The following is a 26,881-nucleotide window of genomic DNA, read 5'->3' as shown; positions in this document are numbered from 1 at the left end:
ACTAGTAGCTACTTTATATAATCCTAATAAAATTTAATACTTACACTCTTGCATTTGATTGAGCCACTTCAGTATATAATTCTGCAACACGTTCCCCAACTTCCGAAGTAGAAGCATTACCACCAAGATCCGGTGTAAGTACAGAACCTTCTTCTAGTGTTTTCTCCATAGACACAAGAATTTGTTTTCCAATATCTTCAAAACCGAAGAAGTAAAACATTTGGCTGACAGACCAAATAGCTGCTAAAGGGTTTGCAATTCCCTTTCCAGCAATGTCTGGAGCTGATCCATGAATCGGTTCAAACATGGAAGGATATTTTCTTTCCGGATTAATATTAGCTCCAGCGGCCAATCCTAATCCACCTGCAAGCGCAGCTCCCAAATCGGTTAATATATCACCAAATAAATTTGAAGTTACAACCACTTCAAATCTCTTTGGGTCCTTAATCATAAACATAGCTGCTGCATCCACTAAATAGGAGTAGGTTTGAACATTTGGATATTCCTTACCCACTTCCTCAAACACTTGATCCCAGAATACCATTGAATAGTTCAAGGCATTCCCTTTACTAATACTAGTTAAGGTCTTTCCTTCTCTAGACGCTGTTTCAAATGCATAACGAATAATACGCTCTGTACCTACTCTTGAAAAGACACTTGTCTGAAGAACCACTTCCTGAGGCTTTCCTTTGAAAAGCCAGTCTCCAGCTCCTGCATACTCTCCCTCACTATTTTCTCGAATGAAAAGCATATCAATCGTTTCTTTACTTCCTCCCACTATGGGAGATGGTGCACCATTTAATAGGGTAATAGGGCGAATATTTACGTACTGATCAAACTCTTTTCGGATACGTAAAAGAAGATCCCATAGGGAAATATGATCTGGAACACCTGGATAGCCAACTGCCCCAAGATAGATGGCATCAAAGCTTTTCAACTGCTCAATTCCGTCTTCGTCCATCATCCTCCTATGCTTCAAATAATATTCGCATCCCCATGAGAAATACGTAAACTGAAATTTCATTCGTCCGTCCAATTCGGCGATTCTATTCATCAGCTTGATTCCTTCATCAATCACTTCGGGACCTATACCATCACCTGGGATGACGGCAATCTTAAAGGTTTCCATAATAACCAACCCTTCTATAATATTAACTTTTAAATTATTAATCTTCGAGATTCACTACGACTGTTACTGTTTCAACAAGCTCCTGAATAGCATATGCTGGACCTTCCTTGCCATTCCCACTTTCTTTTACTCCACCATATGGCATCTGATCTGTCCGGAAACAACAAGTATCGTTGATTACAACTCCACCAACCTCAAGAAGATATGGAATTTTATAAGAAAGACTTAAGTCAGACGTGTATATCCCAGCTTGAAGGCCATATTTTGAATCATTCACCAATTCGATCGCCTCTTCTAAGATATCGTAAGAAGTCACAGTTACTACTGGAGCGAATACTTCTTCGTCTGACACTTTCATTCCCTTTTTTATATTTGTAATTACTGTAGGATAATAAATACTTCCCTCACGCTTTCCACCTGTTAATATTTCTGCTCCGGCAGATGCCGCTTCGTCTACCCACTGCTCAATTCGCTCCGCTTCTTTTACACTAATCATTGGACCAACAACGGTTTCTGGGTCGAGAGGATCCCCTACCTTTAAGCGAGATACTTCGTTCAAAAATATTTCTAGAAACTTTTCCTTTACGGAGTTCTGAACAAATATTCGTTGGACAGAAATACAAATTTGTCCAGCATGTGCAAATGCCATCTTAGCAAGCTTTGCTGCTGCTTTGTTGATGTCAGCATCTCCATGAACGATCGTAGCAGAGTTTGAACCAAGCTCTAACGTAGCTTTTCGTAATCCAATTGTTTTTTGTATATGCTTTCCTACTGATGGTGATCCAGTAAAAGTATAATGAGCAATTCGTTCATCGTGTAAGAGCTGTTCCCCCACTGTCCCACCGCTTCCAATTACACATTGTAAATAACCTTTAGGAACACCCGCTTTTTCTAATAATTCACATAGTTTAATAGCAATGGTGGCTGTGTCGGATGCCGGCTTTAGAATAACTGGATTACCTGCTGCTAATGCTGGCGCTACTTTATGCACCACTAGATTCAGTGGGAAGTTAAACGGTGTAATCGCAGCGACTACTCCGACCGGCTTTTTTATTGTATAAAGAAAGCGACCTTGTACATTGTAGTTCGGTATGATTTCACCCACTAACTTTTTTGCTTCATCAGCAGCGATCTGTAAGGTAGATGCCGAACGTCTCACTTCTGTCTTAGCGTCAGTGATAGGCTTTCCTCCTTCCTTCGCAATGATTTCTGCTAAAGCATCAACATCCTTTAACAATAGGTCAGCCGTTTTCATCAATACTTGGTAGCGGAAATCTGCTGGAAACTGTGTATGTTTATGTGCATAGACCGCTGCTTCGACTGCCTGATTTACTTTCAATTCATCAGCAACACAAATTTCTGAGAATAGCTCTCCCGTAAATTTGTTATACACTTTGTGTGTATTTGACGTTTCAACCCACTTACCATCTATAAAAAGCTTTTCCGTTACAATACTCGTTTGCATGCTTTCCAATCCCCTCTCATTTGTTTAATTTCGTTTCTTCTTTAGTGCTTCTTTCACTGTTTTAACAATATGTCCTTCAGAAAGCCCATACTTTTCGAGCAAGTCGTCATTTTTGGCAGATTCAGCGTTTACATCCTTCACACCTACACGTAACATCGGCGCTGGACATTCTTCAACTAGTACCTCTGCCACAGCGCTTCCTAATCCACCATAGATACTATGTTCCTCTGCGGTTACAATAACTCCTGTGCTTTTAGCTGCATTAATAATTGCGTCAGTATCTAGAGGTTTGATCGTAGGCATGTGAACAACCGCGACTGAAATCCCTTCCGCTTCTAATTGTTCCGCAGCAGCTAATGAACGACTAGTTTGTGTTCCTGTTGAAATAATCGTTATATCCTTTCCATCTTTTAAGGTAGTAGCTTTCCCGAATTCAAATTGATACTTGCCATCAACAATTACAGGATACGGATCACGTGCGATTCGCATATAGACAGGGCCTTCGTATTTATGTGCAAACTCCATCATTTGCTTCATTTCAATAGCATCTGCTGGAGCAAGAACAACCATATTGGCAAGAGAGCGGAAGATCGCAATGTCTTCAAGTGCCTGGTGTGTTTTTCCAGTAACACCCGTTAATAAGCCGCTATAAGCACCAATCATTTTTACATCTAGCTTTGGCTGTGCAATTTGAACCTGTATTTGGTCAATTGCCCGTTTCGACAAAAAGGCAGCAAATGTACATGCCCATGGCTGTAAGCCAGTAGTCGCAAGGCCAGCAGCAACACTCATCATATTCTGTTCAGCTATTCCCATTTGTAGAAACTTCTTTGGATTGCCATTAGCGACTGTATCTAATTTGGTAGAGTTCGCTAAGTCACCATCTATCGCATATACTCGACTAGATTCCAATGAAAATTTAAGTAGTGTATCGCCAAACACGTCTCTCATTGATACATTTTTTTGCGGAACTACACTTTTCATTACAATGCCCCCATTTCAAGTTCTTTTTTCGCCTGATTTAGCTCAGAATCTGTCGGAATACGCGAATGCCATAGAAATTGGTTTTCCATAAAAGAAACACCCTTGCCTTTTACTGTGTTAGCAATGATCATAACTGGTTTTGACTTTACCTCTCTAGCTTCATTAAACGCTTTCTCTATTTCCTCTTGGTTATGTCCGTCAATTTCAATCACGTGCCAGCCAAAGGATTCCCATCTTTCTTTTGGGTCATGAATTGGACTCTTTCTAGATTTCTCATCATCACTCCAACCAAATTGCTGCAGCTTATTATAATCAAGGATGCCAACTAAATTATCGAGTTCATATTTCGAAGCAATATCAGCAGCCTCCCATACTTGCCCCTCTTGAGATTCTCCATCTCCAATCATGCAGTACGTTCGGTACCTTTTACCTTGAAGCTTCGCCCCTAAAGCAATTCCAACAGCCGCCGAGATCCCCTGACCTAAAGAACCAGTAGACATGTCAAGACCAGGTAGGGTGTTCATATCTGGATGAGCCTGTAGACGGGAGTTTAATGAATCAAAGGTTTGGAGCTCCTCAACTGGCATATATCCTCTCAATGCCAAAACCGCATAAAGACCAATTGCTGAGTGTCCTTTAGACAATACAAATCGATCTCTTTCCTCATTCCTTGGATCATTAGGATCGATATTCATTTCATGAAAATATAGATTCGTTATAATATCAGTAGCTGACATAGGACCACCAATATGACCTGCCTCTGCATGGTGCACGGTCTCAATAATTAGTTTCCTAGCCTCAGATGCTTTCTCTTTTAGAAGCATTATTTTTTCCTTACTTAACGACGAATTCATAATAAAATCCTCCTATTGTTCAAATTATCATATTTAGTTAAGCGCTTTACCAAACGGTGAAAAATAAACAAGATAAGAAGATGAACTTATCTTGCTTTTCAATCAAATAATCTAGCTATTTCAATAGAGATGGCAGCCATGTAGAAAGTGGTGGGAAGAAAGAAATCACTAGCACATCTACGATTAATATAAAGATTAATGGAATGACTGCTTTGGCAATTCTAACAATCGATAATTTCGTTAGCTGTGAAACCACGAATAAATCAATGCCAACTGGTGGTGTTACCAGACCAATCGCTAAGTTACACACCATAATGACACCAAAGTGAACAGGATCAATTCCTAAATTAACTGCAGTACCTAATAATAATGGCACAAAAATTAGTATTGCTGCTCCACCCTCTAGGAACATACCAGCCACAAATAATATGATATTAACGATAATTAAGAATATATATTTATTTGTAATGACATCTGATATAGAACTATAAATCATACCAGGTACACCATTCATTTCAATAAAGAATCCAAATAATCCAGCGGTCCCAATTACTATCATAATGACAGAACTGCTTATAGCGGATTTCTTCAATGTATCAGCCACTTGTAGGATGGTCAGATCACGGTATACGAAATACCCGACAACAAAAGAATAAACAACTGCTACAACTGAAGCTTCAGTTGGAGTGAAAATACCAGAGTATATCCCACCTAATACGATAATTGGCATTAATAAAGCTAGAATTGATTCTTTAAATGACTTTAATACATCTGGAAAACTTTTTCGTTCTTCCCCAACATAACCATTTCGATTTGCAATAATATAGGCACTTACTAGTAGAGAGAAAGTAATTAATAACCCAGGTAGAATCCCTGCAATAAACAGATCTCCTATTGAGACTTCAGCAGCCACTCCGTACAGAATCATAGCAATACTAGGTGGAATAATAATTCCTAATGCTCCTGAAACGGCTTGATTTGCTGCTGCATACTCAATTTTATAACCTCTAGCTACCATGGCTGGAATCAGTATGGATCCAATAGCAGCTGTAGTTGCTGCTCCCGAACCTGAAATAGCCGCAAAAAACATGGAGGTCACTATTGCAACCATGGCTAAGCCGCCGGTAAAATGGCCAACAAGTGAGCTAGCAAAATTGACTAGCCTCTTTGACATACTCCCGGCACCCATTAAGTTTCCTGCTAGGATAAAGAAAGGAATGGCCATCAAAGGAAAGGAGTTCATAGAAACAAAAATCCTTTGAGGAACAATTTCTAAAGGGAGAGTATCATGTAGCCACACTCCTAATACAGTAGACAACCCTAAAGAAAATGCGACTGGTACACTTAAGAAAATAAAAACAAATAGTGATATAAAAAATACTGGTAACATCCCATCACTCCTTTCTTCCTATAAACTGTTCTAAAATACATGTAATTGTATTTAATAGAAGCAGTAACCCTCCAAGAGGTAAGGAAAGGTAAATAAAGAACATTGAAATTCCTGTTCCAGGAGCGATTTGATTTCCGAAACTTTGCGCTACCTTCCACCCATAGAACATTAATACGATATAAAAGAAAGTTGATATGAAATGCACCAAGATAATTAACCATTTTTTAGCTTTTCCTTTTAATACTTCTGGAAGAATTTCCACGGATATTAACTCGTTATCTCTAAGCGCTAAGGAAGAGCCAATTAAAATCATTAAGATCATCAAGAATCGTGACAGTTCCTCAGACCAAGCTAAGGAAGAGCCTGCTACGTACCTTGCAATGACTTGCCAGAAGATAATGACTGTCATAAATGCCAATATGCAAGCTAAGGCATAGCCAAAAAATTTGTTCAACTTATCGATAGTACGAATATACATTCCGCTAATGCTCTTCATTTTTTCAACTCCTTAAAGGAGAGGACAATATATTCATCGCTCATATTGCCCCCAAGAAAATCTTAATACTTAAAATTCTTAACCTTTTCAATCATTTCTTCACCAATTTTTGGTGCCCATTTCTTATATACTGAATCGGTCTTTGCTTTAAACGATTCCTTGTCTGGTTCTGTTAACTCTAAGCCCTGTTCTTTAAGGAAATCAGCAGCTGCACTAATTTTGTCATCGTTTGCTTGTCTTCCAATTGGTTCTGCATGCTCAGCTGCCTTAATAACTGCCTCTTGTTGCTCTGGTGTAAGACTATCAAACGTCTTTTTACTAATAGAAATCGGACCTGGGGCATAACGGTCTTCTAATAAAGCAACATGGCTTTGAACTTCAAAGATTTTGGATGTTTGAATGGTCGCTAAAGAGTTAGAATGACCATCAATAACCCCTTGTTGTAATCCAGTAAAAACCTCAGTCCATGCCATTGGTGTAGCATCAGCTCCATATGCTTTCCACGCATCAATCTGCAACTCATTTTCCTGCACACGAACTTTTAATCCCTTTACATCATCTACAGAATTAATAGGTTTATTTGAAGATGTTGCAACAAAACCATTTTCAACCCATCCAAGTACTTTTACATTCGTTTCTGTTTCAAATTTTTGAGCAAGTTCATCTCCTATTTCACCATCTAATACAGCTCGTGCGTGTTCAAGATTGTCAAAAAGGAATGGAAGATCAAACATATTAAATTCTGGAACCCAGTTACCCATTGGCCCAGCAGATTGGATGGCCATATCCAACGATCCCATACCCATTAATTCAAACACTTCTCGTTCTCCACCAAGCGAGTTATTATAATGAATTTTTACGGTTAGTTGATCGTCCGTTAACTCTTCTAATTCATCTTTGAAAGCCTTTGCTGCCACATCAAACTTTGCTCCTTCTGGCTCAGGTATACTTAAATCCAGTACAATTTGTTTTTTTTCAGAAGCATCAGCATTGGCAGACTGAGTTTCTGACCCACCCCCGCAACCTGCTAACACCATTGCAAGTATTGCTGCTAGTGTAGTCCCTTTTACCAGTTTCTTCATTTCTGTTTCCCCCTTTAATTTAATGAGTAATTTTAATGAAAAAATTACTTCTTCTCGCCTTGTTACCACACTCTATTAAACTAAAAATTAGTTTGGAAAAATGATTACTTTCAAACTTTGACTTCGATTCGCATATGCTTGATACATCGCCTCGTTTATTTGATCTAAAGCATATCGATCTGTAATAATTGGTTCAATTTTGCTCCCTAAATCTTCTAATATTTTAATTGCTAACGGATAAGTATTGGTATAGCGGTACACAGAGAAAAGATCTATTTCCTTCTGAAGCATTAGTGTCACATTCAAAGGGACCTCCTCTGCATTGGGAAAACCAATTGTTACTACTGAACCGCCTCGCTTGACCATCTCTACAGTGGATTGCAAGGCTCTTACATTTCCAGAAGTCTCAAAGACTAGGTCAGCCCCAATCCCTGAAGTTACATGGTTTATCTCTTTAATTGTATCTGATTTTGAAATGTCAATAATTTGGGTAGCACCAAGCTTTCGAGCGGTCTCGAGTCGTAATGGCTCCATATCCGTTACAATTATCTCCTTTGCTCCATAAGCTTTAGCTGCCACTACCGTCATTAACCCAACTGGCCCCATTCCTGTAATGACTACAGTTGAGCCTGGTTTTAACTTACCTCTATTGACTGCATGAATGGCTACCGAAAGAGGTTCTGCTAAAGACGCATGTTCAAATGAGAGAGAATCCGGGATAGGAAATAGAAATTCTTCAGGATGCTTTAAAAATTGAACAAATGCCCCTTTTACTGGTGGTGTAGATAAAAACTTTACATCCGGACAGAGATTATACCTGCCCTCCTTACACCACGAACAGGACATGCAGGCTACACCTGGTTCAACAGCAACACGGTCTCCGACTTTAAACCGAGTCACTTTATCTCCTGTTGCAACGACGATCCCCGCACATTCATGTCCTTGAATATGAGGATAGGTAACAAGTCTATTTCCAATCCTGCCGTGAGCATAGTAATGGACATCCGATCCGCAAATTCCAACTGCCATCACCTTAACTAGCACTTCTCTTCCAGAGACAGTAGGTACATCCTCTTGATTCACACTCACTTCCAATGGTTTTTGTAGATAAGCTACATTCATTTTTTGGGGTATAGCCAGGTCCAGATTATCTGAAGCCTCTACTTTTATGCTAGTCATCCCAATTCTCCTCCTCTATTCCATATTAAATCCTGAGGTTGATTTCCACTTAATCATGACTAAGTAATACTTTTCCACATTGCTTATCCTCACATAATTGAAAAGCCTCTTCCCATTTAGACAGTGGAAGCATATGAGTAATAATTGGGGTTAAGTTGACCTTCTTCTGTTCTAAGATTTGGATTACACGATCCCACGTTTTCATCGAATGTGCAAGTGAGCCGAAAACCTTGATTTGCTTATAAAGAATTAAGTCAAAATCTAAAGTAATCTCTTTACCAGCTATGCCGACTTGAATATGTTTTCCTAACTTTTTAAGTGCCTTCAAACAACTCTTTATGGATGGACCAGCACCCGCACACTCAACTGTTACATCTACTCCCAAACCATTGGTTTCTTCCTCAATAATTTTGTCAAGATTCTGTTCATCAATATTGACGACAACATCAGCACCTAATTCTTTTGCAATCTTCAATCGCAATACATCTGAAGATGTACCCGCTACTATTACCTTGCACCCTTTAACTGCTAGAAGAGATAAGCAAATCAATCCTATTGGACCTGGGCCAGATAATAAAACGATATCCCCAGTGTGAATCGTCGTTAATTCTTCAATGGCTTGGACGGCACACGCAAGTGGTTCAGACATCGCAGCTTCCTCAAGACTCACATGCTGAGGTAACTTATAAATCATATCTTCACGAACAACTGCATATTTCGTGAAACTTCCATCCACTCCATGTCCCATACCTCTTCGATTGGAGCAAAACATATAATGTCCAGTTTTACAGTAGTGGCAATCCCCACATGTTAAAGCAGTGGAACCAAGAACAGTGACTCGATCTCCTACCTTTACTTTGGTGATCTTAGTACCTACCTCGGAAACAATTCCAGAGAACTCATGGCCCATAATGACAGGAGGATAGTTTTTAAACGTTTCATGGTAGATATGTAAATCCGTTCCACAAATTCCGGTGTATTTCACCTCAACCTTAACTTTATCTGGTGCACATGCTGGATCATTGATATCTATTAAAGAAACATTACCTACTCCTGCTTGCACTTTAACTAATGCTTTCAAATGATCCTCTCCTTCCCCCTTGTAATAGAAAGCGCTTACTCTAATTTCAAAAAAAATATAATGATCATGCTGTTATGTATCAATGCTAGAACTAATATGTAAAGCGCTTACTTTAAAGGTTAAAAATAAAGTGTTTTATTCTATTAGCCTATTAAGCTAGGTTAGTTACTCACTTTTGGTTAAGCGCTTTATCAAATTCTCGATGATTAAATTGTATTCAATACGCTTAAAAAAATCAACCATTTTATTAAAAAATTTTGAATATTTTATACTAGTATATCAGTATACCATTAGCTTACACTAATGGTGCAGTTGAGTTTCTTTCTACAAGCGAAGGCAATAATGTTAATCGCATTACCTCCTTTTTTTCGCCTTTGATCATGGATATAATTAAATCCAAAACCTCTTTACCCATGTTCTGAATCGGTTGTGCAATGGTAGTTAGTGGTGGTTCCACAATAGTTGCAATAAGTGTATTATCAAACCCCATAATAGAAACGTCGTTAGGAACACTTTTTCCTAGTTCTTTTACTGCCTGGATAGCACCAATCGCCAATAAATCATTGCAAGCAAAAATAGCAGTAGGAACATCATCACCAGTAAGATATTTGAGTGCCATTTTCTTACCTGGTTCCACATGACTCGGACCATCAATATATTCAAAGTTACTCATAAACTCGATGTTTTTCTCTTCTAAGGCCTGCTTAAACCCACGAAGTCTTTCTCTATTACTCCATACATCCCTAGCAATAACGGCAATTTTTTGATGACCGAGCTTCATTAGATGAGAAGCGGCTAAATATCCACCCATAAAATCATCTAGGGCAACAGTATTAATTGAAAACATTGGAAAGTCTCTAGCAACAATCGCCACAGGCACTTTTTCCTTCACCATTTCTTCCACTTTTTCTAAGTTTTCAAAGCCTGACGCTAATATAAAACCATCTACATTCTTTCTTTTAAGCAGATTCAGGTACTTATTTTCTTTTTCCGGTAAATAATCTGTGCTACAGATCACTAAGTTATATCCAAACTCATGGGCACGGTCCTCAATACTTCGTGCAAGCTCAGAAAAAAATGGATTGGCTAAATCAGGAATAAGAAGGCCAATTGTTTTTGTTTGTTTCCCCATTAAAGCAGAAGCCATCATATTGGGTTGATAATCCAACCTCTTCATCACTTCTTCTACTTTTCTTTTTGTTTTTTCTCCGATTCTCCCTGTATTGTTAATTACTTTAGAGACTGTTGCAATTGATACGTTCGCCTCTCTTGCAACATCATATATAGTTACTTTCATCGTTCCACTCCTAAATTTAAATCTGAGATGCACTAATTTAGTTAAGCGCTTACTTAATTTTTATACAAATTAGCAATTTTTGCAAGGTTTTTTTTATAAACAAGTAAATTGTTTTTAAAACATCAAAAAAGAGGAAGTCTTGGTACTCCCTCTCTATATTCTATTCCTGCTTCTCTTTTATCTTCAAAGCAGCCAAACTAGCAAAATCATGCACAATGGTTGCTGCTAATAAAGCGGTTATTTGAGTTTGATCATACTGAGGTAGCACTTCTACCACATCAAATCCGATATAGTTGAATCCAGTAAGTGATCGAATCATTTGTAATGTTTCTCTACTACTGAAACCACCTACCTCTAACGTACCTGTCCCTGGGGCACAGGATGGGTCAACAAAGTCGATATCAAAGGTTAAAAAGACGGGAGTATCACCAATGACAGTCCGCATTTTTTTAAGCACGCTTTCGAATCCCATTTGTTCAAGATCGTGAGTAGTTATGACGTTATACCCTAATTCATGGCTTTCTTGAACGTCACCAGGATGGTTGAGGGTACCTCTTATCCCGATTTGAAATACCTTGGACGGATCAACCAAACCTTCCTCATGTGCTCGAATAAAAGGAGAGCCATGCCAATACTTTTCTTCGTAATACGTATCCCATGTATCCGTGTGGGAATCAAAGTGAATCAATGCTACGGGTCCATGGACTTTAGCAGTGGCACGTAAGCTTGCAAGAGTAATGGAATGATCTCCACCTAACCCAATAGGGATGATCCCTTTTTTCATAAGTCCTTTAACTGCCTCTTCCATCAACTCGTAGCTTTTATGAATATTATGTGGGATAACGGAAACATCTCCGATATCAATAGCATTTGTTTCATCAAAAGGATACACCTTGTGAATCGGATGGTATGGAAATAAAGTCATCGATGCCTGTCGTATAGCCTGCGGAGCAAAACGCGCTCCTACCCGAAAGGAAGCGGCTGTATCAAAAGGCATGCCTATTATGGCTAGTTTGGCATTCTCTCTTTGTTCTGGTAGTCTCACAAAAGATCCTGTTGTACAAAATTCAGGTTTTACCTCGGGCGATAATGGATATTTCATTTTTTATTTTCCTCCTGTAATTAATTTTGAATGGTTGAATCACCATCAAAATTAAATTCATTGAAAGGAGTACTGGAATCAAAAAATATAACATGTTCATTTTATCGCCTCGACTTTCTATTCATGAATATGAATGACTGTCATTCATTTTTCTGCCTAAAAAATAAAATAATGAAAAATTATTTTTAATAATCTGAATATAAGTGAAAATCAAAAAAATATCAAGTGAAATTCTACACCTTTTTCCAATTTAGAAGGGGAGTTATTTATTCCGTGTAGTGTAGGTGCATGGTGTTCTTCTCGCACCCCCTCTATTTCAAAAAAACTTACATCTTAATTAATGTTGTTGGCTCAAGCTCTTCCATTTCATTAAATTCAATATTACTAACCTTTCTAGTAAACATTCTTGTAAGATATATTAAGTACAAAAGTCCAAGGGCAAGCCATGTAGCACCAAGAATAATTGAACTTTTTTCAAGATTTAGCCATAATACCAAAATGGCTCCCGCACCTAGCAATGGCATAATGACATATGAAAACAATCCCTTTAGTGTTCTATACTGTTTGTTTTTAATGGCATAATGTGCAATGACTGATAAATTTACAAATGTAAAAGCAATTAAAGCTCCAAAATTAATAAATGAAGCAGCAGTTGCCAGACTGAAAAAGAGCGCCGATAAAGAAGCAATTCCTACTATAATAATATTTAAAGCTGGAGTTCTAAGCTTCGGATGTACATAACCAAAGATTCTCTCAGGTAGGATCTTATCTCTCCCCATAACATACAACAGTCTCGATACACTTGCATGTGAAGCAATACCAGATGAGAGTGTACCAGCTATTCCCCCAGCAATAAAGATAATCTGAAATATAGATCCTCCGATCGAGGCAGCAATTTCTGGAGAGGATGCTTCTAGGTCAGAAAAGTCTTGTGGATTAGGGAAAACGAGCTGAATAAAATACGAGGTGACAATAAACATCAAGCCACCTAGTAACGCAGTAAGAAAAATAGCCTTCGGGATCGTCTTCCTAGGGTGGGGTGTCTCTTCTGCTAGCATAGCCACTGCATCAAATCCTAAGTAAGAAAAACACATTAATGTCGCTCCTGCAATAAGAAGCGATGAATCTAACCCTTGTTCAAAAAATGGCTGAATGGAAAATGCTTGTGCTACACCACCATCACTTAATAAATATTTAATAGCGACTCCAATAAACAATAGTATAATCGTTCCTTGAAGAATAACTAGGAAAGTATTAAAGTTTGCCGTTGAATTTACACTCATTAAGTTAAAGAAGGTCACCACCATAACAAATCCTGCCACCCAAATCCACTCAGGTATTGCTGGAAAGATAGAAGATAAATAGATTTGAAATATAAGGGCATTGACCATTGGTAAAAATAAATAGTCCATGAGCGCTGCCCATCCAACTAAAAATCCTAAATGTGAATTAATTGACTTTTGAGTGTACGTATAAGCAGATCCAGCAGTTGGATAAACTTGAATCATTTGTTTATAGCTAAGTGCCGTTAACAACATCGCAACCAAGGCGAGGATATATGCTGTAGGAACATGACCTGCTGTAGCTTCGGAAGCAATCCCAAAGGTATCGAAAACAACCATTGGTGTCATATACCCAATACCCATTAACACAATATGCGATAGCTTAAGTGACCTTCTTAATTCAACTCTTTCAGCCGGCATGTATCTTCCCCCGATCAAACGTTTTTTTTGAATATTTAGATAATTATAAACATGTCGTGAACTCTATTTGTTAAAAACTGTATAACCTCCCTCCTCTTTTCCTTAAATGACTGAATGTCATTCATAAAATTATAATTTGAGTAACCTTTTTAGTTAATATACTCATACTTTTCTCTTCTTTCCACTTCTTCGATAGACTTTCTTACATACTTATTGTAAACACCAAAATGAAATCGCTTTCAATTGAGACTATCTTATTTCATGATGAATGAGATTGCAAGGTATTTTTAATCAAGAATATATTCTATAGAGCAAATAAAAAACGACAAAAATTGTGTTTTGTCGTTTTTTATAGAATCATTTCCTCATTTTATTGATAATGACCTCTTTAGGAATCGGAAAAGCTCTTCCTTCGAGTCTTGGAGTTCCATGTCTTGATCTTTAGCAATGTAAAAACGTTCTGCTGCATTTTCAACGAGATTAATAATCATTTTTGATGTCCACTCTACATGAAAACTACTAATAATTTCATCATGTACAATCGCATGCTGTAAGATATCCTCAAACCATTGATAATACGGTGTATAAATCGTTTCCCAAGTTTCTAGAGAATACTCTAATGCGAGACCGGAATAACAAAGAACAAGCACTTCTTTGTACTCATCCGTAATACGGTACGTTTCATCAATAAACACCTTTATTTTTTCCCAAAAAGTCGAGGAATCTACCACTCTCTTTTTTATATTGCTGAGTGAATACATGAGTAAGTTTTCAGCAATAGCTGGAATAAGAGCATTTTTTGATCGAAAATAAAGATAAAAAGTTCCCTGAGCAACACCGGCTTTCCTTACGATATCGGAAATAGATGTTTTGTCTAGACCTTTTTCAGAAATAACCTCAATGGCAGCCTGTAAAATTTTATCATATTTTTCATTGGAGTGACTCATCATTACCACCTCAAAATGAATGAACTCCATTCATTTTACTATAGTTTTCTAAGAACGAGCAAATAAGGATATCTCTGTTATCAAAGATGATCACCTTTATAAATGGGATAACCAACAAATTTAAAATCTTTCCCAATTTGGGTAATCGATGCATCTGAAAGCTCCAGAGCATCCTTCATTTTATCTACACCGGTACCTCCAAGGAACGACGGAGACATACTCCCACCAATTAACTTTGGAGCCATATAGAGAACAACCTTGTCTATCAAGTCATTTTCAAAGAAAGACGCATTAATTCCTCCCCCACCTTCAATTAGTAGAGAAGAAACCAGCTTTTCACCTAATATACTTACCACTTCGTTAGGGTCTACTTGGTTTTTGCCAGGTGTGTGGAATACGGTAATTCCCATACTTTCTAATGTTTGTTTCTTTTCTCTATCGTAGGTGTCACTAGTAAAAATCCATGTTTCCGCCTTCTTATCAGTTACAACTTTTGATTCAAGGGGAAGCTTTAAGGTGGAATCCATAATTATCCGAATAGGGTTACGTCCATTAGGGATACGAGCAGTTAATTCCGGATCATCCTTAATCACTGTATTTACACCTACCAATATAGCCATATGTTGATTTCTAAGGTGGTGAACGTCCTCCCTAGCCTCTGCAGACGTAATCCATTTGCTATCGGAAGTGTGTGTGGCAATTTTTCCATCTAGGGTAATACCGGATTTTAATGTGACAAATGGCTTTTTCTGAACAATAAATTTATTAAAGACTTCGTTCATTCGTTGAGATTTTTCCATTCCTACCCCAACAACTACTTCAATACCCGCATCCTTAAGGATTTTCACACCATTACCTGAAACAACAGGATTTGGATCGAGGGTAGCAATGACCACCTTCTTTATACCTGCTTTGACAATCGCGACTGCACAAGGACCAGTTCTCCCGTGATGAGAGCAAGGCTCCAGGGTTACATAGATGGTTCCCCCTCTCGCTTGATCACCAGCCATCCGTATGGCGTGAATTTCAGCATGTGGTTCGCCCGCTTTTAAATGCGCCCCAATTCCTACTACGCGATTATTATTGACGATGACAGACCCAACTAAAGGATTTGGATCCGTCTGTCCTTTCATGGCAATGGCATTATTCAATGCCAAGTCCATATAAAATTCATCGTTAGTCATTTGGACAAGTCCCTTCTTCTTCTAAATGGCCAGATCGTTTGATCTTTGTTTGAAGATAATTTTCATTGTATTCAGATACATCTCCCCACAACGGTTTTCTATCTGAGACTGTTAACCCTGCATTTTTTAATGCTTCAAGCTTTTTCGGATTATTTGTCATAAGGGTAACTGGTTTTGAGCGAAGTGCCTTTAGTACTTGAATCGCATCTGAATAATTTCTAGAATCATCTACAAAACCAAGACTTTCGTTTGCATCGACTGTATCATAGCCATTTTCCTGGAGAATATAGGCCATCGCTTTACTAAATAAACCAATCCCTCTCCCTTCATGGTTAGCTAAGTAAAATAATGCACCTGTTCCATGGTCAACGATCATTTTCATCGATTGTTTTAATTGGTATCCACAATCACATCTCTTACTTCCGAAGATATCTCCTGTGTGACAGATAGAATGCATTCGAATGAGGCAATCTTCTCCATAAGAAAAATCTCCATATACAAGAACGCTGGATTGTTGTAGTTCTGCTAAATTAACAGAAGATAACTTATTGATGATTCTTTCGAAGTCTTCTGTTACTTCATCACAATTTAACCAACAATACCATTGAAAAACAACTGTTTCATCGTAAAGATTAACCGGTAGTTTGATCGGTCCAACTAAATAAATGGCTCCTTTGTCCGTTTTAATTAATTGAATTTTATCTTCTAAAACAGAAAGAATTTTTGAATCAAATTTTATCTGCGTCAACTAAGTAACCCCTTTTCATTCTTATTTTCACTTCTATTTACTGGTTTCTCTCCTAACGATAGGAGCTATCTTTGTGGCTAATATCTCGATTCCTTCGGCAACTTTTTCGAATGGTAATCCACCAATATCAATTTGCGCTATAAAGCGCTGATGGCCAAAAAGTTCATGTTGACGGAGAATTTTCTCTACGATTTGTTGCGGGCTACCCACAAAAAGGGCAGTATCAGGATCCGTTAATTGGTCAAATTCGTCTCTTGATAATTTTCCTGTTTTCCCTAATTGCTGATTAACATATGCCTTGTATACAGAATAATAAGGGTAAAATTCATCTTTTGCTTTTTGTGAGGTACTTGCAAAATATCCATGGCCTGTAACTCCTACTTTTAGTTTATCCGATGTGTGACCTGCCTTACTACCAGCTTGTCGATATAAATCAACTAATGGCTTAAACTTCATCGAATCTCCACTTAATATCGCTACAGCCATCCCAACTCCAAGTATTCCCGCACGTTCAGCACTTTCTGGTGAACCACCAACACCCACCCAAATGGGTATCTCTTGTTGAAAAGGTCTTGGAGCAATTTCCGCGTTCAATAATGATGCTCGAAATTGACCATTCCAAGTGATCTTCTCTTGTTGATTTAATTGTAAAAATAGATCCATGTTTTCTAAAAACAAGTCATTATATTCATTAATATCAAAACCGAAGAGAGGGAAAGATTCTAAAAACGCCCCTCGGCCAGCAATGATTTCTGCGCGCCCATTAGAAAGTAAATCCAATGTTGCAAAATCCTCAAACAACCGAACGGGGTCAACAGTACTTAGAACAGTAGTTGCACTCGTTAGTTTGATTTTTTGAGTTAGTTGAGCCATTGCTGACAGTATAACTGGGGTAGAAGATATTGCATAATCTAATCGGTGATGCTCTCCAACCCCAAAAACATCAAGCCCGGCTTCATCAGCAAGCTTTGCTGCTTCGAGTATTTCCTTAAGTCTTTGCCCAGGACTAATCACTTTTCCCGTATGAGGATCTGGTACAATATCACCAAGCGTATATAAACCAATCTCTATTCCTGAATTTTTCAAACCCATTCCCATATTCTCCTCATTTATTACTACTTAGTTACTTTATGTAAGTAACTATAATATCACAACAAGATAGTGTCAAGTAAGTTTTTTGCGAAAAATGACTTTCTATCTTTCACGATAAGGCCATCCTTAAAAATATTATTCCAAGAATAGAGTTTTTGTCTCCTAACAAACCATATAAAAAAGCTATTCGAAAAATCGAATAGCTCTTTTCTATTAATTAATATACATCACGCTGGTATCGACCTTGCTTTTTCAAATCATTTAAATAGCTTTCAGCCTCTTCACGTGAAATCGAACCTTCTGTTTCAATAATAGTGATCAGTGCTTCATGCACATCTTTTGCCATATAGGTTTTGTCACCACAAACGTAGAAGAATCCACCTTTTTCTAGCCACTCATAAATTTCCTTACTATTTTCAAGCATTTTGTGCTGTACATACACCTTTTGATCTGTATCACGAGAAAATGCAGTGTCTAATTTTGTTAAAGAGCCTTCCTTTACATAGCCCTCTAACTCTTCTTTGTATAAGAAATCTGTTGCCTCATGCTGGTCCCCAAAGAACAACCACGATCTACCTGCTGCTTTATCCACTGCACGTTCTTGAATGAATGAACGGAACGGAGCAATTCCTGTTCCTGGTCCAACCATAATAATATCTACTTCGCTTGATTCAGGTAGATTAAAGTGCTTGTTTTGTTGAATAAATACAGGAATTGTATCGCCTTCTTCAAGACGTTCTGCACATTGTACTGAACATACTCCCTTGCGATCACGACCATGAGCTGTATATCTTACAGCACCAATTGTTAAATGTACTTGCCCAGGATTAGCGACAAAACTGCTTGCAATTGAATAAAGACGTGGTGGCAATTTTCTTAAAAGAGAGACGATTTCTTGAGCCGATCCGTTCCATGGTCCAAAATCTTGTAATAAATCAAGTAAGTCTCGACCATCCACATATTCCTTTAGTTCAGCAATATTTTCAGCCGCTACTAGCCTTTTTAACTCGTCATTATCAGTTAGTCCTGTAGCTTGCTGTAAAATCTTCTTTGTTAATAAAGTAATTTCAAAGTGAGTGGATAAAGCTTCTTTCAGTGGTAATGTTGTACCAGCTTTATCAATGATTACAGGCGCTTCTGCATCCCACTTCATTTCTTCAAGAATAGAAGCAACTAAATCAGGATCATTTTGTGGAAAAATCCCAAGGCAATCTCCCGGTACGTATGAAAGGCCAGAAGTTTCTAATGACAACTCTATATGTCTTGTTTCTTTATTTGAATCAGGGCCATTTAAATTAATATTTTTAAGGACCTTTGCTTGAAATGGATTTGTTCTAGAATAAGCCATAGTCTCTTCCTTTTTTTGTTCTGAAATATTTTCTGCAGTTCGTTGCATGTTCGCCACCTCACAAATTTGTATAACAATACTATTATAACATTTTTTAATTTTTCAGAAACTTATTTTTTAAAGCTTCGGTTATTTGGTATTTAAATCAGGATTATAGAATGATTCCATATGTATTGTAATATTTACTCCATACAGATTACAAGTTAGAACTCTATGAAGAGCCTCTATATATATGAGGCTCTCTAAGATTTTATTTCACTTAAGCTCTTTTAATTTTCGTGTCAGTTCATTAAATTTATTATCAAGTTCTTTATATGCTTGATCTTTAGTGGTCATAAAGCTTAGTTTTCCTAGAACTTCTTGTCTCTCGGTTTCCAGCTTTAGCCGCAATTCGTCTAGATTACTTGATTTTGGTGATATGTCACTAAGTTGCTTTTGAATCGTCATTTTATTCATAATAAGTTTTGTATTCGTCGTTTTATCTAAAAAATAACGGTCATGTGAAACAATTATTAACGTTCCATTATACTCTGCCAATGTATTTTCTAGCTGCTCTCGGGAAGGTAAGTCGAGATGATTAGTTGGTTCATCCAATACAAGCACATCTTTTTCTTCTAAAATATATCCCATCAGTTTACACTTTACCCGTTCACCCATGCTCATATTTTGAAGCGGTTCTTTCCATTGAGAAGCTGTAAAACCTAAATGCTTCATGAGATTTTGAACTTTTCCTCTTGCATCAAAGGTTTCCTTGTAATAAAGATCCTCTGGTGTTTTTTCTAATGGTAAATCAAACACTTCTTGCGTCAAATAACCAACTGTGGCTGTTGGAGAAATCCAAACATCTCCTTCTGACGGTTCTTGACCAAGTATGATTTTTAACAATGTGGTTTTACCACTTCCATTCGGACCAGTAATGGCGACCTTTTCACCGTGGAGAAGTGTAAAATTAACTTTCTTAAATAGCACTCGACCTTCAAAATTCTTTGACAAATTCTTCACCTCAAGAAACCGTTTCCCTACCTTGTGATGATTTTCAATCGTAAAATGGACATCATACTCTGGTTCAACCCGCTCCACTTTAGCTTTTTCTAACTCTTTTTCAAGACGCTTTCGTTTCGACTTCACCTGTGCATCCATTCGTTTTGCTTTTACTCGCCAGTATTCCTTTGTTCCTTCTTTTTTGGTTGATTGAGCATGACCTTTCTTTGACCAAGAAGTGAGCTCATTCATTTGTGCTTCTATTCGCTCGACCATTTTTTGTTGCTTATCATATTCTCGTTGCTGCGATTGCCTTTTCTGTTCGCGAGCTAACATATAATTAGAGTAATTTCCTTTCTGTTCAAAAATGCTAGAGCCTTCAATAGACCAAATTTTTGTAGCTACTTTATCTAAAAAATACCGATCATGTGAAACAAGAATAATTGAACCTTTATAATTTTTAATTTGCTCTATCAAAAAATTAGTGCCTTGTTCGTCTAAATGATTGGTAGGTTCATCCAATAGCAATAGGTCAGCTTCCTTTGCAAATCCATGTGCTAATCGAAGCTTTAGCCTTTCTCCTCCACTTAGATTGGAAAAAGCAGTGTGTGTTGGCACCATCCATCTTTTATTGAAGACTGGTGAATCTTCCTCCTTTGAAAAAACTTCTGTTTCTTGTTCAACTAAGGTCATTTTTACATTTTTTTCTACCCACTGAATACTTCCTTCTGTAGGAGTTAGTTGGTTGTAAATAACATGTAGGAGGGTCGATTTCCCAGCTCCATTTTTTCCAATAATCCCTATAACATCTCCTTCATGTACATGAACATTTACACCGTTAAAAAGGGTCACGTCATTGATTTCATAGCTAACATCTTTACATTTAAAAAGTTCTCTCATTTTTGCATCCCCTCGATTTACAGGGAGAATAAAAAAATCCTCCCAGTTGAATTGGAAGGATTAGTCGTTTCATACCATAATCAAATAAAGCTTTTCCGTAAAAAAGCTAAGAACCGTATAGATAATGGGCAGACTAATCCTATTTTGTGTGATTGGAAATATAAAATTTCAATCGTTTTAAAATAAGATTAGTTCTTCATCGTTCACCCATCATCCCTTTCGAGTTAGTTACATCATTATAACACAACTTCCTCTATATGGTAAATAACTGTTGAACTTACTCCGTATAATGACGGTTTCTTTCACCATCCATTTCCCAATGAGAGAACCAGTTTTCCCATAGTTCCCACACTTCTGACACAATGAAGTTATGGGCTCTATCCTTTGTCTGAGTATATTTGTACATCGGTGTTTCATTGTTATCGTACCAAGTGTAGGTCGTATATCTGTCCTTGGTGGTAACAATAGCATCGCTCAGCTCTCCGAGTTCGTTTCGATCCAGCCAGTATTGAACAGTAGTATTTGTTTGTCCTGGTATCGTGTGGTCCCAACTCCAAATATCATATTCACCAAAAAGCAGATAAAACGGTACTTTATCATTTTTCCCTTCAACAGGTCTTAAGAGCGGACCCGAAGTTGAACCAAAAGCAGCAAAGTATTCGGGCATGACGGCACTCGCATAGTTCGTAAACATTGAGCCAAGAGATTGACCAGTTAAATATCTCTTCCCAGGATCAATATTGTAATCTTTATCAACTTGCTTAACTATTTCCTCAAGGAAGACAAAATCATCTTGCTTATTGGTTGCATAGTTAACATTCCATGTTACGTCTGTGGATGAATTGTATTGTTCACTAGGCATAACAAGCATAAATCCGTGTTTGTCTGCGACCTCCCACCAATGGCTGGCGTCAAAGAATACTCGTGCCGTTTGTGTGTTTCCTGCAAGAACGAACACAACCGGAATGTTTTCCTCAGGTGCAGAATCCGGGACATAAACTAAATACTCGCGAGTATATCCATCCAAGTTCATTTCCTTGATTTCAACACCCAATTTTTCGTAATCAGGTCTTACACCTAGTACATTTCCGTTAACGGTTGTATTGTCATAGCGCGTATAGTAAGAAAGGAAATCATATACTTTCTTAGTGAAACCCGTTTTATATACTCCATCTCCGCCTTGATTAAGAACAGCTACTTTGGAACGTACCTCGCTGTAGGAAGTGACAATACGATCAGAATCCTCTTTTTGTATATAGATGGTACTTCCCAACAATCCCTCCCTTGATCCTTTCTCTCCTAAAACAACTGTGTCATTAGCCGCCTTCCAGTATTCGACTAAGTTTTCTACTGAACTTGGGTTATCATTTACAATCCAAGTAGGAACAGGTACCTCAGAGTAAGAAATCTCTTTATTTTCAGCAAAAGTCTTACCTCCTGTTTCCCGAATAAATTCTGATTTAAGATCTTCTGTTTCTACAAAAACGGAGCTAATGACAAAAAGAGGATTTTGCATCGCCCAAGCTTGAAGTGCTGTTCCTCCGTCCCCATATCCCGCTAAATAAAAGACACCAAATGTATTGTAATACTTCGTATCTTTTAATACCTTTACTGCTTCATTGATATAGGCAAGTTCTTCTTCCGCACTTCCCCAACCTTTCACTCCAGGCTCGAGTATGAACAACCCCTCGGATTTCTTATCCGCAATATCCAGCCATCCGCTTTTGTGAAGGAACTCTTCTGTCGTCATACCATCCGGAACAGCTATGACCGTAAAGTAATCTCGGACAGTCGTTTCTGGCGCTACATAAATTTTCACCGTACGCGTCTTATCCCCCACAGTAACATTTCGAGTAAAATACCCGTTTAATGGCAACTTGTTACCTAATGTAATATCAATAGCTGGTTTTTCCATTCCATCTAAGGAGGTTGCTTCTAGTTTAAAAGCATTTTTATTGTATATTGATTCAGCTGAAACTGGCAGGACAATGCTAAGTAGCATTAGTGAAATCACCATCAAAAACATGATTTTTTTACCATTCATCCTATTTCACTCCTAACATATGAGTCTCGTAGGAACCAGTACCATATGGTTCCTACGAAGATATTTAATATTTTTCTACCGTGAAGGTATAGGTACTTGTTGTTACTTTGTCAGGTGCTACTATGTCAATCTTAATAACGGAGCCATCTTCAACAGAAACCTTATTAGTTGAACGATAATCTACTTTTTTGCCATTCATTCTTATTGACTTTACTTTAGTGGACATTGTTGTAGGTATAACAGTTATTTCATCATTAGCCTCAGGCACTTTAATCGTATAAGCATAAGACCAAGGATCAAATTTATTTGGTAACGAATTGCTAACGGTAATGGTTTTACCAGCCCAAGTAAATGGTTGAGAATCCGGAGCGAACTGAACGGTTTTACCAACGAGTTCTCCACCTTCAAACTCAATATTTGAAAGGACAGAATACTTCATATAACCAGTATCTCCGTTATAGTTGATCGGATTTGAGGTTAAATATTCTGTATCATCACCGATAATACCCGCAAGCTTTAACGAAATCCAATTTGTTCCATCTGTCCACATATCCCCGATGGTTGTAGTTCGACTATATGGAGCATCATTATTTCCACGTAACGTAGGGGATGTACCTGCTTCGCCCCTATCAATTACTTGTTGTAAAGCAGCCTCAAACAATCTTAAATTGTTGTCTCCAAGTGGTGTCTCATCGTGACCAGTAAATAATTTTGTAGCCTTTCCACCATCTTTTTGATAATTAGAATAAGTTTGTTGTGCAAGTGAAAGTAGCAGATCTACTCTTACACCTGATACGTTTACATTATCTGCTGAACCGGCGCGGGTACAACCATAGATATCAGATGCGAACAACAGACCGTTTTTTTTATCTTGCAGCATGATTAAACTATTGCTATGACCCGGTAATGCATAGACATCAAGTTTACTACCTCCAAGATCAAATTCATCACCTTCATCGATATTCTTAACTTTAGCCTGATCTTCCGGATTGGTAATTACTTGTCTCGAAATCTCTGCCCACCCACGCTCATTAATATAAACCTCATGATCTTTTAAGAAATTAGGAATTTGCATAATATGGTCGACATGTGTATGGGAAACGATCATAGAGTAAGGCTTTGTCGCTATGTTCTTATCAATATACTCTTTTAGGTTTTTCACATTAAACTGGGTCTGTAAAGCATCGAACATGATCCCACTCTCGTGCCCTTCAATGTAGTAAGCCATGGCACGGACAGATTCTGAATCATTATACAGTTGATAAACTGCAGGACTATTGGCCGTTTTCTCCTGGATAACAACATGTTGAAAATCAGCAACGGCCGGACGATAAAGTTTCCAAGTGAAAGTCTGGACTGGGCTTGTGATCATTCCGTCCTTTACAGCAATAGCCTTGTATACCACTGTTCGCTCAGGTAATTGACTATTACTTAACATTTCATTTATATGACCTTTTGATTCTACTGAATAAATTTGACTAGATGTAGTTGGAGTTGAACCGTCAGTAGTGTAGTAGATAGTAGCGCCTGGTGTAGGAGTATATAACTTAATGTAACGTCTAGGAGCAATTGCGTTTTGTTTAGGAAGAGCTTGGACAGGAGTCACCATTGCAGTGATAATTTTGTCAAAAATCTGATTAACCTCAGATCTTTTAATAGGCTCATTTGGTTTAAATAGCTTTGCTGTCTTGCCAGACATATAGCCTAGTTCTACTAGAGCATTTACGCTTCCTATAGCCTCGGAACTTATCATTTCATAGTCTGTAAAGGGTGCAGGCTGATTTGACTCTGTGATTTTAAATGCATCTACGAGTATGACAGCTGCATCTTCCCGAGATATCTCACTATCTGGATTAAAGTTGCCTGAAGCATCAGGGCTTATAAGACCTTCCTCATAAGCTGCCTCAATCTGTTTCCCAAATGGATCAGTTGCCTTTACGTCATTGAACTGTTTATGTGATGCTTTCCAAATATCGTTATAATCACTAGGATGTGGCCACGCGAAATAGTTAGAAATTTTCCCGATAAACTCTGCTTTTGTAATGTTGTCTCCACTCGCAGCAGATGCAAAGGGAGAGCTTGGTATTAACATGACGACCATAATCAAGGCTAAAAAAATCTTAAATTGCTTCCTAGGTTTAGACATTATCTTCCTCCTCATGGTTTCCTTTTAAGTACTTTACTGAATCGCTTTTATTACTTCCTAACTACACTCTTGTTACGTTAATAATGGTGTAAATAGGATAGTTAAGTATGGAAAGCTTTCAAGCACCCTCTTGTTTGTATACGCTTTCAAAATTACATTTAGCATCACCTCCTATCAATTAACTTCAGAGGTATAATAGATGAAAATAAAGAGGCCACTCAAAAGTCACAATTTATTGTTTCTACGAGTCTGCCTCTTTATCTATCTAACTAGCTTATTTTTCTAGCTCTGGATCAAAAAATTCACCAAATAACTCCGCATCTGAAGGTTTATCTTCTGGGATTGGTTTCGACACCCATGTATAGTTCATATAATGTTTAAGATTCACGTTCTCTGAGATGATATTTCCTCCCCATGTTCCACAACCAAGACTGGATGTCATTGGCATACCATTCGTAAACGAACCAGCGTTTGCTTTTGACTGGGCTTGACGTACCATAATCCTGCTCACTGGTGCTGCTAACCCAAGCCGATGAATATGATCGTCGTCAAACGAGTAAATACCACATGAATGTCCTTTTCCTCCCACTTCGTAAATGGCTCTCATCATATCAAGCGCATGTTCAAACTCACCTTCATATTTATACACCGCTAACAATGTAGTTAATTTTTCACCCGAAAAAGGATATTCTTTTCCGATTTGATCGCCTTTTACAATGATGAATTTTCGATCTTCTGGAATCGAAAAACCTGCTTCCTTTGCTAGTTGTTGTGGAGCAACAGCGACCGTGTTAGGAAGTCTATGCCCCTCTGTATCCCACATAACAGAACGAAGGCTAGCCTTTTCGTCATCATTTGCTAAGTAGCCACCCACCTTCACCAATTCTTCTAGCATCGCTTCATATACTTTGTCACTAATAATTAAATTTCCATCCGCTGAACAACCAGAACCAAAATCTGATGTTTTACTTAGCATGGTGTTTAGTGCCGCTTCCTTCACATCAGCTGTATCATCAATGATCATCGTTGAGTTACCAGCTCCTACACCGTAAGCCGGTGTCCCTGAACTATACGCACTTTTGACCATATCTTTCCCACCCGTAGCAAGGACTAGATCTGCCCTTGACATAAGCGCTTTTGTCATTGGTATATTAACTAATGTTAAGCATTGAAGAAGATCAGCTGGCGCCCCTTCCTTCTCAAGCGCTTCTCTCATGAGCCTAACCGTTTCAAAAGTAGTTTTTTTCGAACGAGGATGTGGTGAAAAGACAACCGCATCTCTTGCCTTAATTGCATAAATAGCTGTGCCTGCTGGGGTTAGATCAGGATTCGTTGTTGGCACAATTGAACCGATAATACCTACAGGCTTCGCATATTTTACAATTCCTTTTTCAGGTATTTCCTCAACCGCACCAACGCTTTTTTGCCTGAGGGCATCTCGTAAAATTCCTCGAATTTTCATTCGTTTTCCCATGCGACTCTCATGGTCACCTAGCTTACTTTCCTCAATTCCCATATCAACTAATTCAGTAAAAGTTTTTTTATTAGAGACTGCCCATGCGACTGCCTGGCATAAGCGATCCAGTTGTTCCTGACTATAAGTCTCAATCGTATCCATTGCCTTTTTTGCTTTCTCAAACGCAAGATCTAATTCCTTTTGTTGTTCTTCCGTGAGTTCGGTTTGTTTTTTGACTGCATTGGTAGACAATAACATTACCTCCTACAAATT

General features: G+C 38.0%; 21 protein-coding genes. All 21 read right to left on the bottom strand.

The annotated features are described in order from the left end of the window. Positions 1–40 precede the first annotated feature (40 nt). Positions 41–1,129 carry a tartrate dehydrogenase gene (locus M3175_RS12985; protein ID WP_285852270.1) on the bottom strand — a complete coding sequence of 363 codons (1,089 nt, stop codon included), beginning with the start codon at positions 1,127–1,129 and terminating at the stop codon, positions 41–43. Positions 1,130–1,166: 37 nt separating this feature from the next. Further along, on the bottom strand, positions 1,167–2,594 hold the full coding sequence (locus M3175_RS12980; protein ID WP_251519578.1) for an aldehyde dehydrogenase family protein: 1,428 nt from the start codon (positions 2,592–2,594) through the stop codon (positions 1,167–1,169). Positions 2,595–2,618: 24 nt separating this feature from the next. Continuing rightward, positions 2,619–3,578, bottom strand: coding sequence for a transketolase family protein (locus M3175_RS12975; protein WP_251519577.1), 960 nt, complete (start codon positions 3,576–3,578; stop codon positions 2,619–2,621). Continuing rightward, positions 3,578–4,432: a transketolase gene (locus tag M3175_RS12970; protein ID WP_251519576.1), complete on the bottom strand. Its 855-nt coding sequence runs from the start codon at positions 4,430–4,432 to the stop codon at positions 3,578–3,580. The genes M3175_RS12975 and M3175_RS12970 overlap by 1 nt, the downstream gene beginning before the upstream one ends. A 115-nt stretch (positions 4,433–4,547) precedes the next feature. Then, on the bottom strand, positions 4,548–5,822 hold the full coding sequence (locus M3175_RS12965; protein ID WP_251519575.1) for a TRAP transporter large permease: 1,275 nt from the start codon (positions 5,820–5,822) through the stop codon (positions 4,548–4,550). Between the two features lie 4 nt (positions 5,823–5,826). Then, positions 5,827–6,318, bottom strand: coding sequence for a TRAP transporter small permease (locus M3175_RS12960; RefSeq protein ID WP_251519574.1), 492 nt, complete (start codon positions 6,316–6,318; stop codon positions 5,827–5,829). Between the two features lie 62 nt (positions 6,319–6,380). Beyond that, positions 6,381–7,400 (bottom strand): TRAP transporter substrate-binding protein DctP, encoded by a 1,020-nt coding sequence (gene dctP, locus M3175_RS12955; RefSeq protein WP_251519573.1) that lies wholly within the window; start codon positions 7,398–7,400, stop codon positions 6,381–6,383. A gap of 87 nt (positions 7,401–7,487) precedes the next feature. Next, on the bottom strand, positions 7,488–8,546 hold the full coding sequence (locus tag M3175_RS12950) for an NAD(P)-dependent alcohol dehydrogenase (protein WP_371321690.1): 1,059 nt from the start codon (positions 8,544–8,546) through the stop codon (positions 7,488–7,490). 82 nt (positions 8,547–8,628) lie between these two features. Then, positions 8,629–9,660, bottom strand: coding sequence for a zinc-dependent alcohol dehydrogenase (locus tag M3175_RS12945; RefSeq protein ID WP_251519570.1), 1,032 nt, complete (start codon positions 9,658–9,660; stop codon positions 8,629–8,631). A gap of 295 nt (positions 9,661–9,955) precedes the next feature. Then, entirely contained in the window at positions 9,956–10,957 is a 1,002-nt protein-coding gene (locus M3175_RS12940) for a LacI family DNA-binding transcriptional regulator (RefSeq protein ID WP_251519568.1), read from the bottom strand. A 160-nt stretch (positions 10,958–11,117) separates the two neighbouring features. Next, a complete protein-coding gene (gene speB / locus M3175_RS12935) occupies positions 11,118–12,059 on the bottom strand; it encodes an agmatinase (RefSeq protein ID WP_251519566.1) in 942 nt (313 codons plus the stop codon). A 326-nt stretch (positions 12,060–12,385) separates the two neighbouring features. Then, complete coding sequence (locus M3175_RS12930; protein ID WP_251519564.1) at positions 12,386–13,762, bottom strand: APC family permease; 1,377 nt, start codon at positions 13,760–13,762, stop codon at positions 12,386–12,388. A gap of 365 nt (positions 13,763–14,127) precedes the next feature. After that, complete coding sequence (locus M3175_RS12925; RefSeq protein ID WP_251519671.1) at positions 14,128–14,712, bottom strand: TetR/AcrR family transcriptional regulator; 585 nt, start codon at positions 14,710–14,712, stop codon at positions 14,128–14,130. 77 nt (positions 14,713–14,789) lie between these two features. Next, positions 14,790–15,893 (bottom strand): bifunctional diaminohydroxyphosphoribosylaminopyrimidine deaminase/5-amino-6-(5-phosphoribosylamino)uracil reductase RibD, encoded by a 1,104-nt coding sequence (gene ribD / locus M3175_RS12920; RefSeq protein WP_251519562.1) that lies wholly within the window; start codon positions 15,891–15,893, stop codon positions 14,790–14,792. Further along, positions 15,886–16,641 (bottom strand): GTP cyclohydrolase II, encoded by a 756-nt coding sequence (locus M3175_RS12915; protein WP_251519560.1) that lies wholly within the window; start codon positions 16,639–16,641, stop codon positions 15,886–15,888. Before M3175_RS12915 ends, ribD begins: the two co-directional genes overlap by 8 nt. A 33-nt stretch (positions 16,642–16,674) precedes the next feature. After that, on the bottom strand, positions 16,675–17,733 hold the full coding sequence (locus tag M3175_RS12910) for an LLM class flavin-dependent oxidoreductase (protein WP_251519558.1): 1,059 nt from the start codon (positions 17,731–17,733) through the stop codon (positions 16,675–16,677). A 217-nt stretch (positions 17,734–17,950) separates the two neighbouring features. Beyond that, positions 17,951–19,129 carry a sulfite reductase subunit alpha gene (locus M3175_RS12905; protein WP_251519556.1) on the bottom strand — a complete coding sequence of 393 codons (1,179 nt, stop codon included), beginning with the start codon at positions 19,127–19,129 and terminating at the stop codon, positions 17,951–17,953. Positions 19,130–19,336: 207 nt separating this feature from the next. Then, positions 19,337–20,962, bottom strand: coding sequence for a ribosomal protection-like ABC-F family protein (gene abc-f / locus M3175_RS12900; RefSeq protein WP_251519554.1), 1,626 nt, complete (start codon positions 20,960–20,962; stop codon positions 19,337–19,339). A 277-nt stretch (positions 20,963–21,239) separates the two neighbouring features. Then, positions 21,240–23,006, bottom strand: a complete 1,767-nt coding sequence (locus M3175_RS12895) for a CE1 family esterase (protein WP_251519553.1) — start codon at positions 23,004–23,006, stop codon at positions 21,240–21,242. A 64-nt stretch (positions 23,007–23,070) separates the two neighbouring features. Further along, positions 23,071–25,152 carry an S-layer homology domain-containing protein gene (locus M3175_RS12890; RefSeq protein WP_251519552.1) on the bottom strand — a complete coding sequence of 694 codons (2,082 nt, stop codon included), beginning with the start codon at positions 25,150–25,152 and terminating at the stop codon, positions 23,071–23,073. A gap of 274 nt (positions 25,153–25,426) precedes the next feature. Then, complete coding sequence (locus M3175_RS12885; RefSeq protein WP_251519551.1) at positions 25,427–26,860, bottom strand: aldehyde dehydrogenase family protein; 1,434 nt, start codon at positions 26,858–26,860, stop codon at positions 25,427–25,429. Between the last annotated feature and the right edge of the window lie 21 nt (positions 26,861–26,881).

This window comes from Robertmurraya korlensis (genome assembly GCF_023715225.1).
Classification (GTDB): Bacteria; Bacillota; Bacilli; order Bacillales; family Cytobacillaceae; genus Robertmurraya_A.
This window is presented reverse-complemented; position numbering and strand designations above follow the sequence as displayed.

Excerpts from the sequence above, each read along its gene's own strand:
- M3175_RS12985 (WP_285852270.1), bottom strand. The coding sequence starts at position 1,129 with ATGGAAACCTTTAAGATTGCCGTCATCCCAGGTGATGGTATAGGTCCC.
- M3175_RS12980 (WP_251519578.1), bottom strand. The coding sequence starts at position 2,594 with ATGCAAACGAGTATTGTAACGGAAAAGCTTTTTATAGATGGTAAGTGG.
- M3175_RS12975 (WP_251519577.1), bottom strand. The coding sequence starts at position 3,578 with ATGAAAAGTGTAGTTCCGCAAAAAAATGTATCAATGAGAGACGTGTTT.
- M3175_RS12970 (WP_251519576.1), bottom strand. The coding sequence starts at position 4,432 with ATGAATTCGTCGTTAAGTAAGGAAAAAATAATGCTTCTAAAAGAGAAA.
- M3175_RS12965 (WP_251519575.1), bottom strand. The coding sequence starts at position 5,822 with ATGTTACCAGTATTTTTTATATCACTATTTGTTTTTATTTTCTTAAGT.
- M3175_RS12960 (WP_251519574.1), bottom strand. The coding sequence starts at position 6,318 with ATGAAGAGCATTAGCGGAATGTATATTCGTACTATCGATAAGTTGAAC.
- dctP (WP_251519573.1), bottom strand. The coding sequence starts at position 7,400 with ATGAAGAAACTGGTAAAAGGGACTACACTAGCAGCAATACTTGCAATG.
- M3175_RS12940 (WP_251519568.1), bottom strand. The coding sequence starts at position 10,957 with ATGAAAGTAACTATATATGATGTTGCAAGAGAGGCGAACGTATCAATT.
- speB (WP_251519566.1), bottom strand. The coding sequence starts at position 12,059 with ATGAAATATCCATTATCGCCCGAGGTAAAACCTGAATTTTGTACAACA.
- M3175_RS12930 (WP_251519564.1), bottom strand. The coding sequence starts at position 13,762 with ATGCCGGCTGAAAGAGTTGAATTAAGAAGGTCACTTAAGCTATCGCAT.
- M3175_RS12925 (WP_251519671.1), bottom strand. The coding sequence starts at position 14,712 with ATGATGAGTCACTCCAATGAAAAATATGATAAAATTTTACAGGCTGCC.
- ribD (WP_251519562.1), bottom strand. The coding sequence starts at position 15,893 with ATGACTAACGATGAATTTTATATGGACTTGGCATTGAATAATGCCATT.
- M3175_RS12910 (WP_251519558.1), bottom strand. The coding sequence starts at position 17,733 with ATGGGTTTGAAAAATTCAGGAATAGAGATTGGTTTATATACGCTTGGT.
- M3175_RS12905 (WP_251519556.1), bottom strand. The coding sequence starts at position 19,129 with ATGCAACGAACTGCAGAAAATATTTCAGAACAAAAAAAGGAAGAGACT.
- abc-f (WP_251519554.1), bottom strand. The coding sequence starts at position 20,962 with ATGAGAGAACTTTTTAAATGTAAAGATGTTAGCTATGAAATCAATGAC.
- M3175_RS12895 (WP_251519553.1), bottom strand. The coding sequence starts at position 23,006 with ATGAATGGTAAAAAAATCATGTTTTTGATGGTGATTTCACTAATGCTA.
- M3175_RS12890 (WP_251519552.1), bottom strand. The coding sequence starts at position 25,152 with ATGTCTAAACCTAGGAAGCAATTTAAGATTTTTTTAGCCTTGATTATG.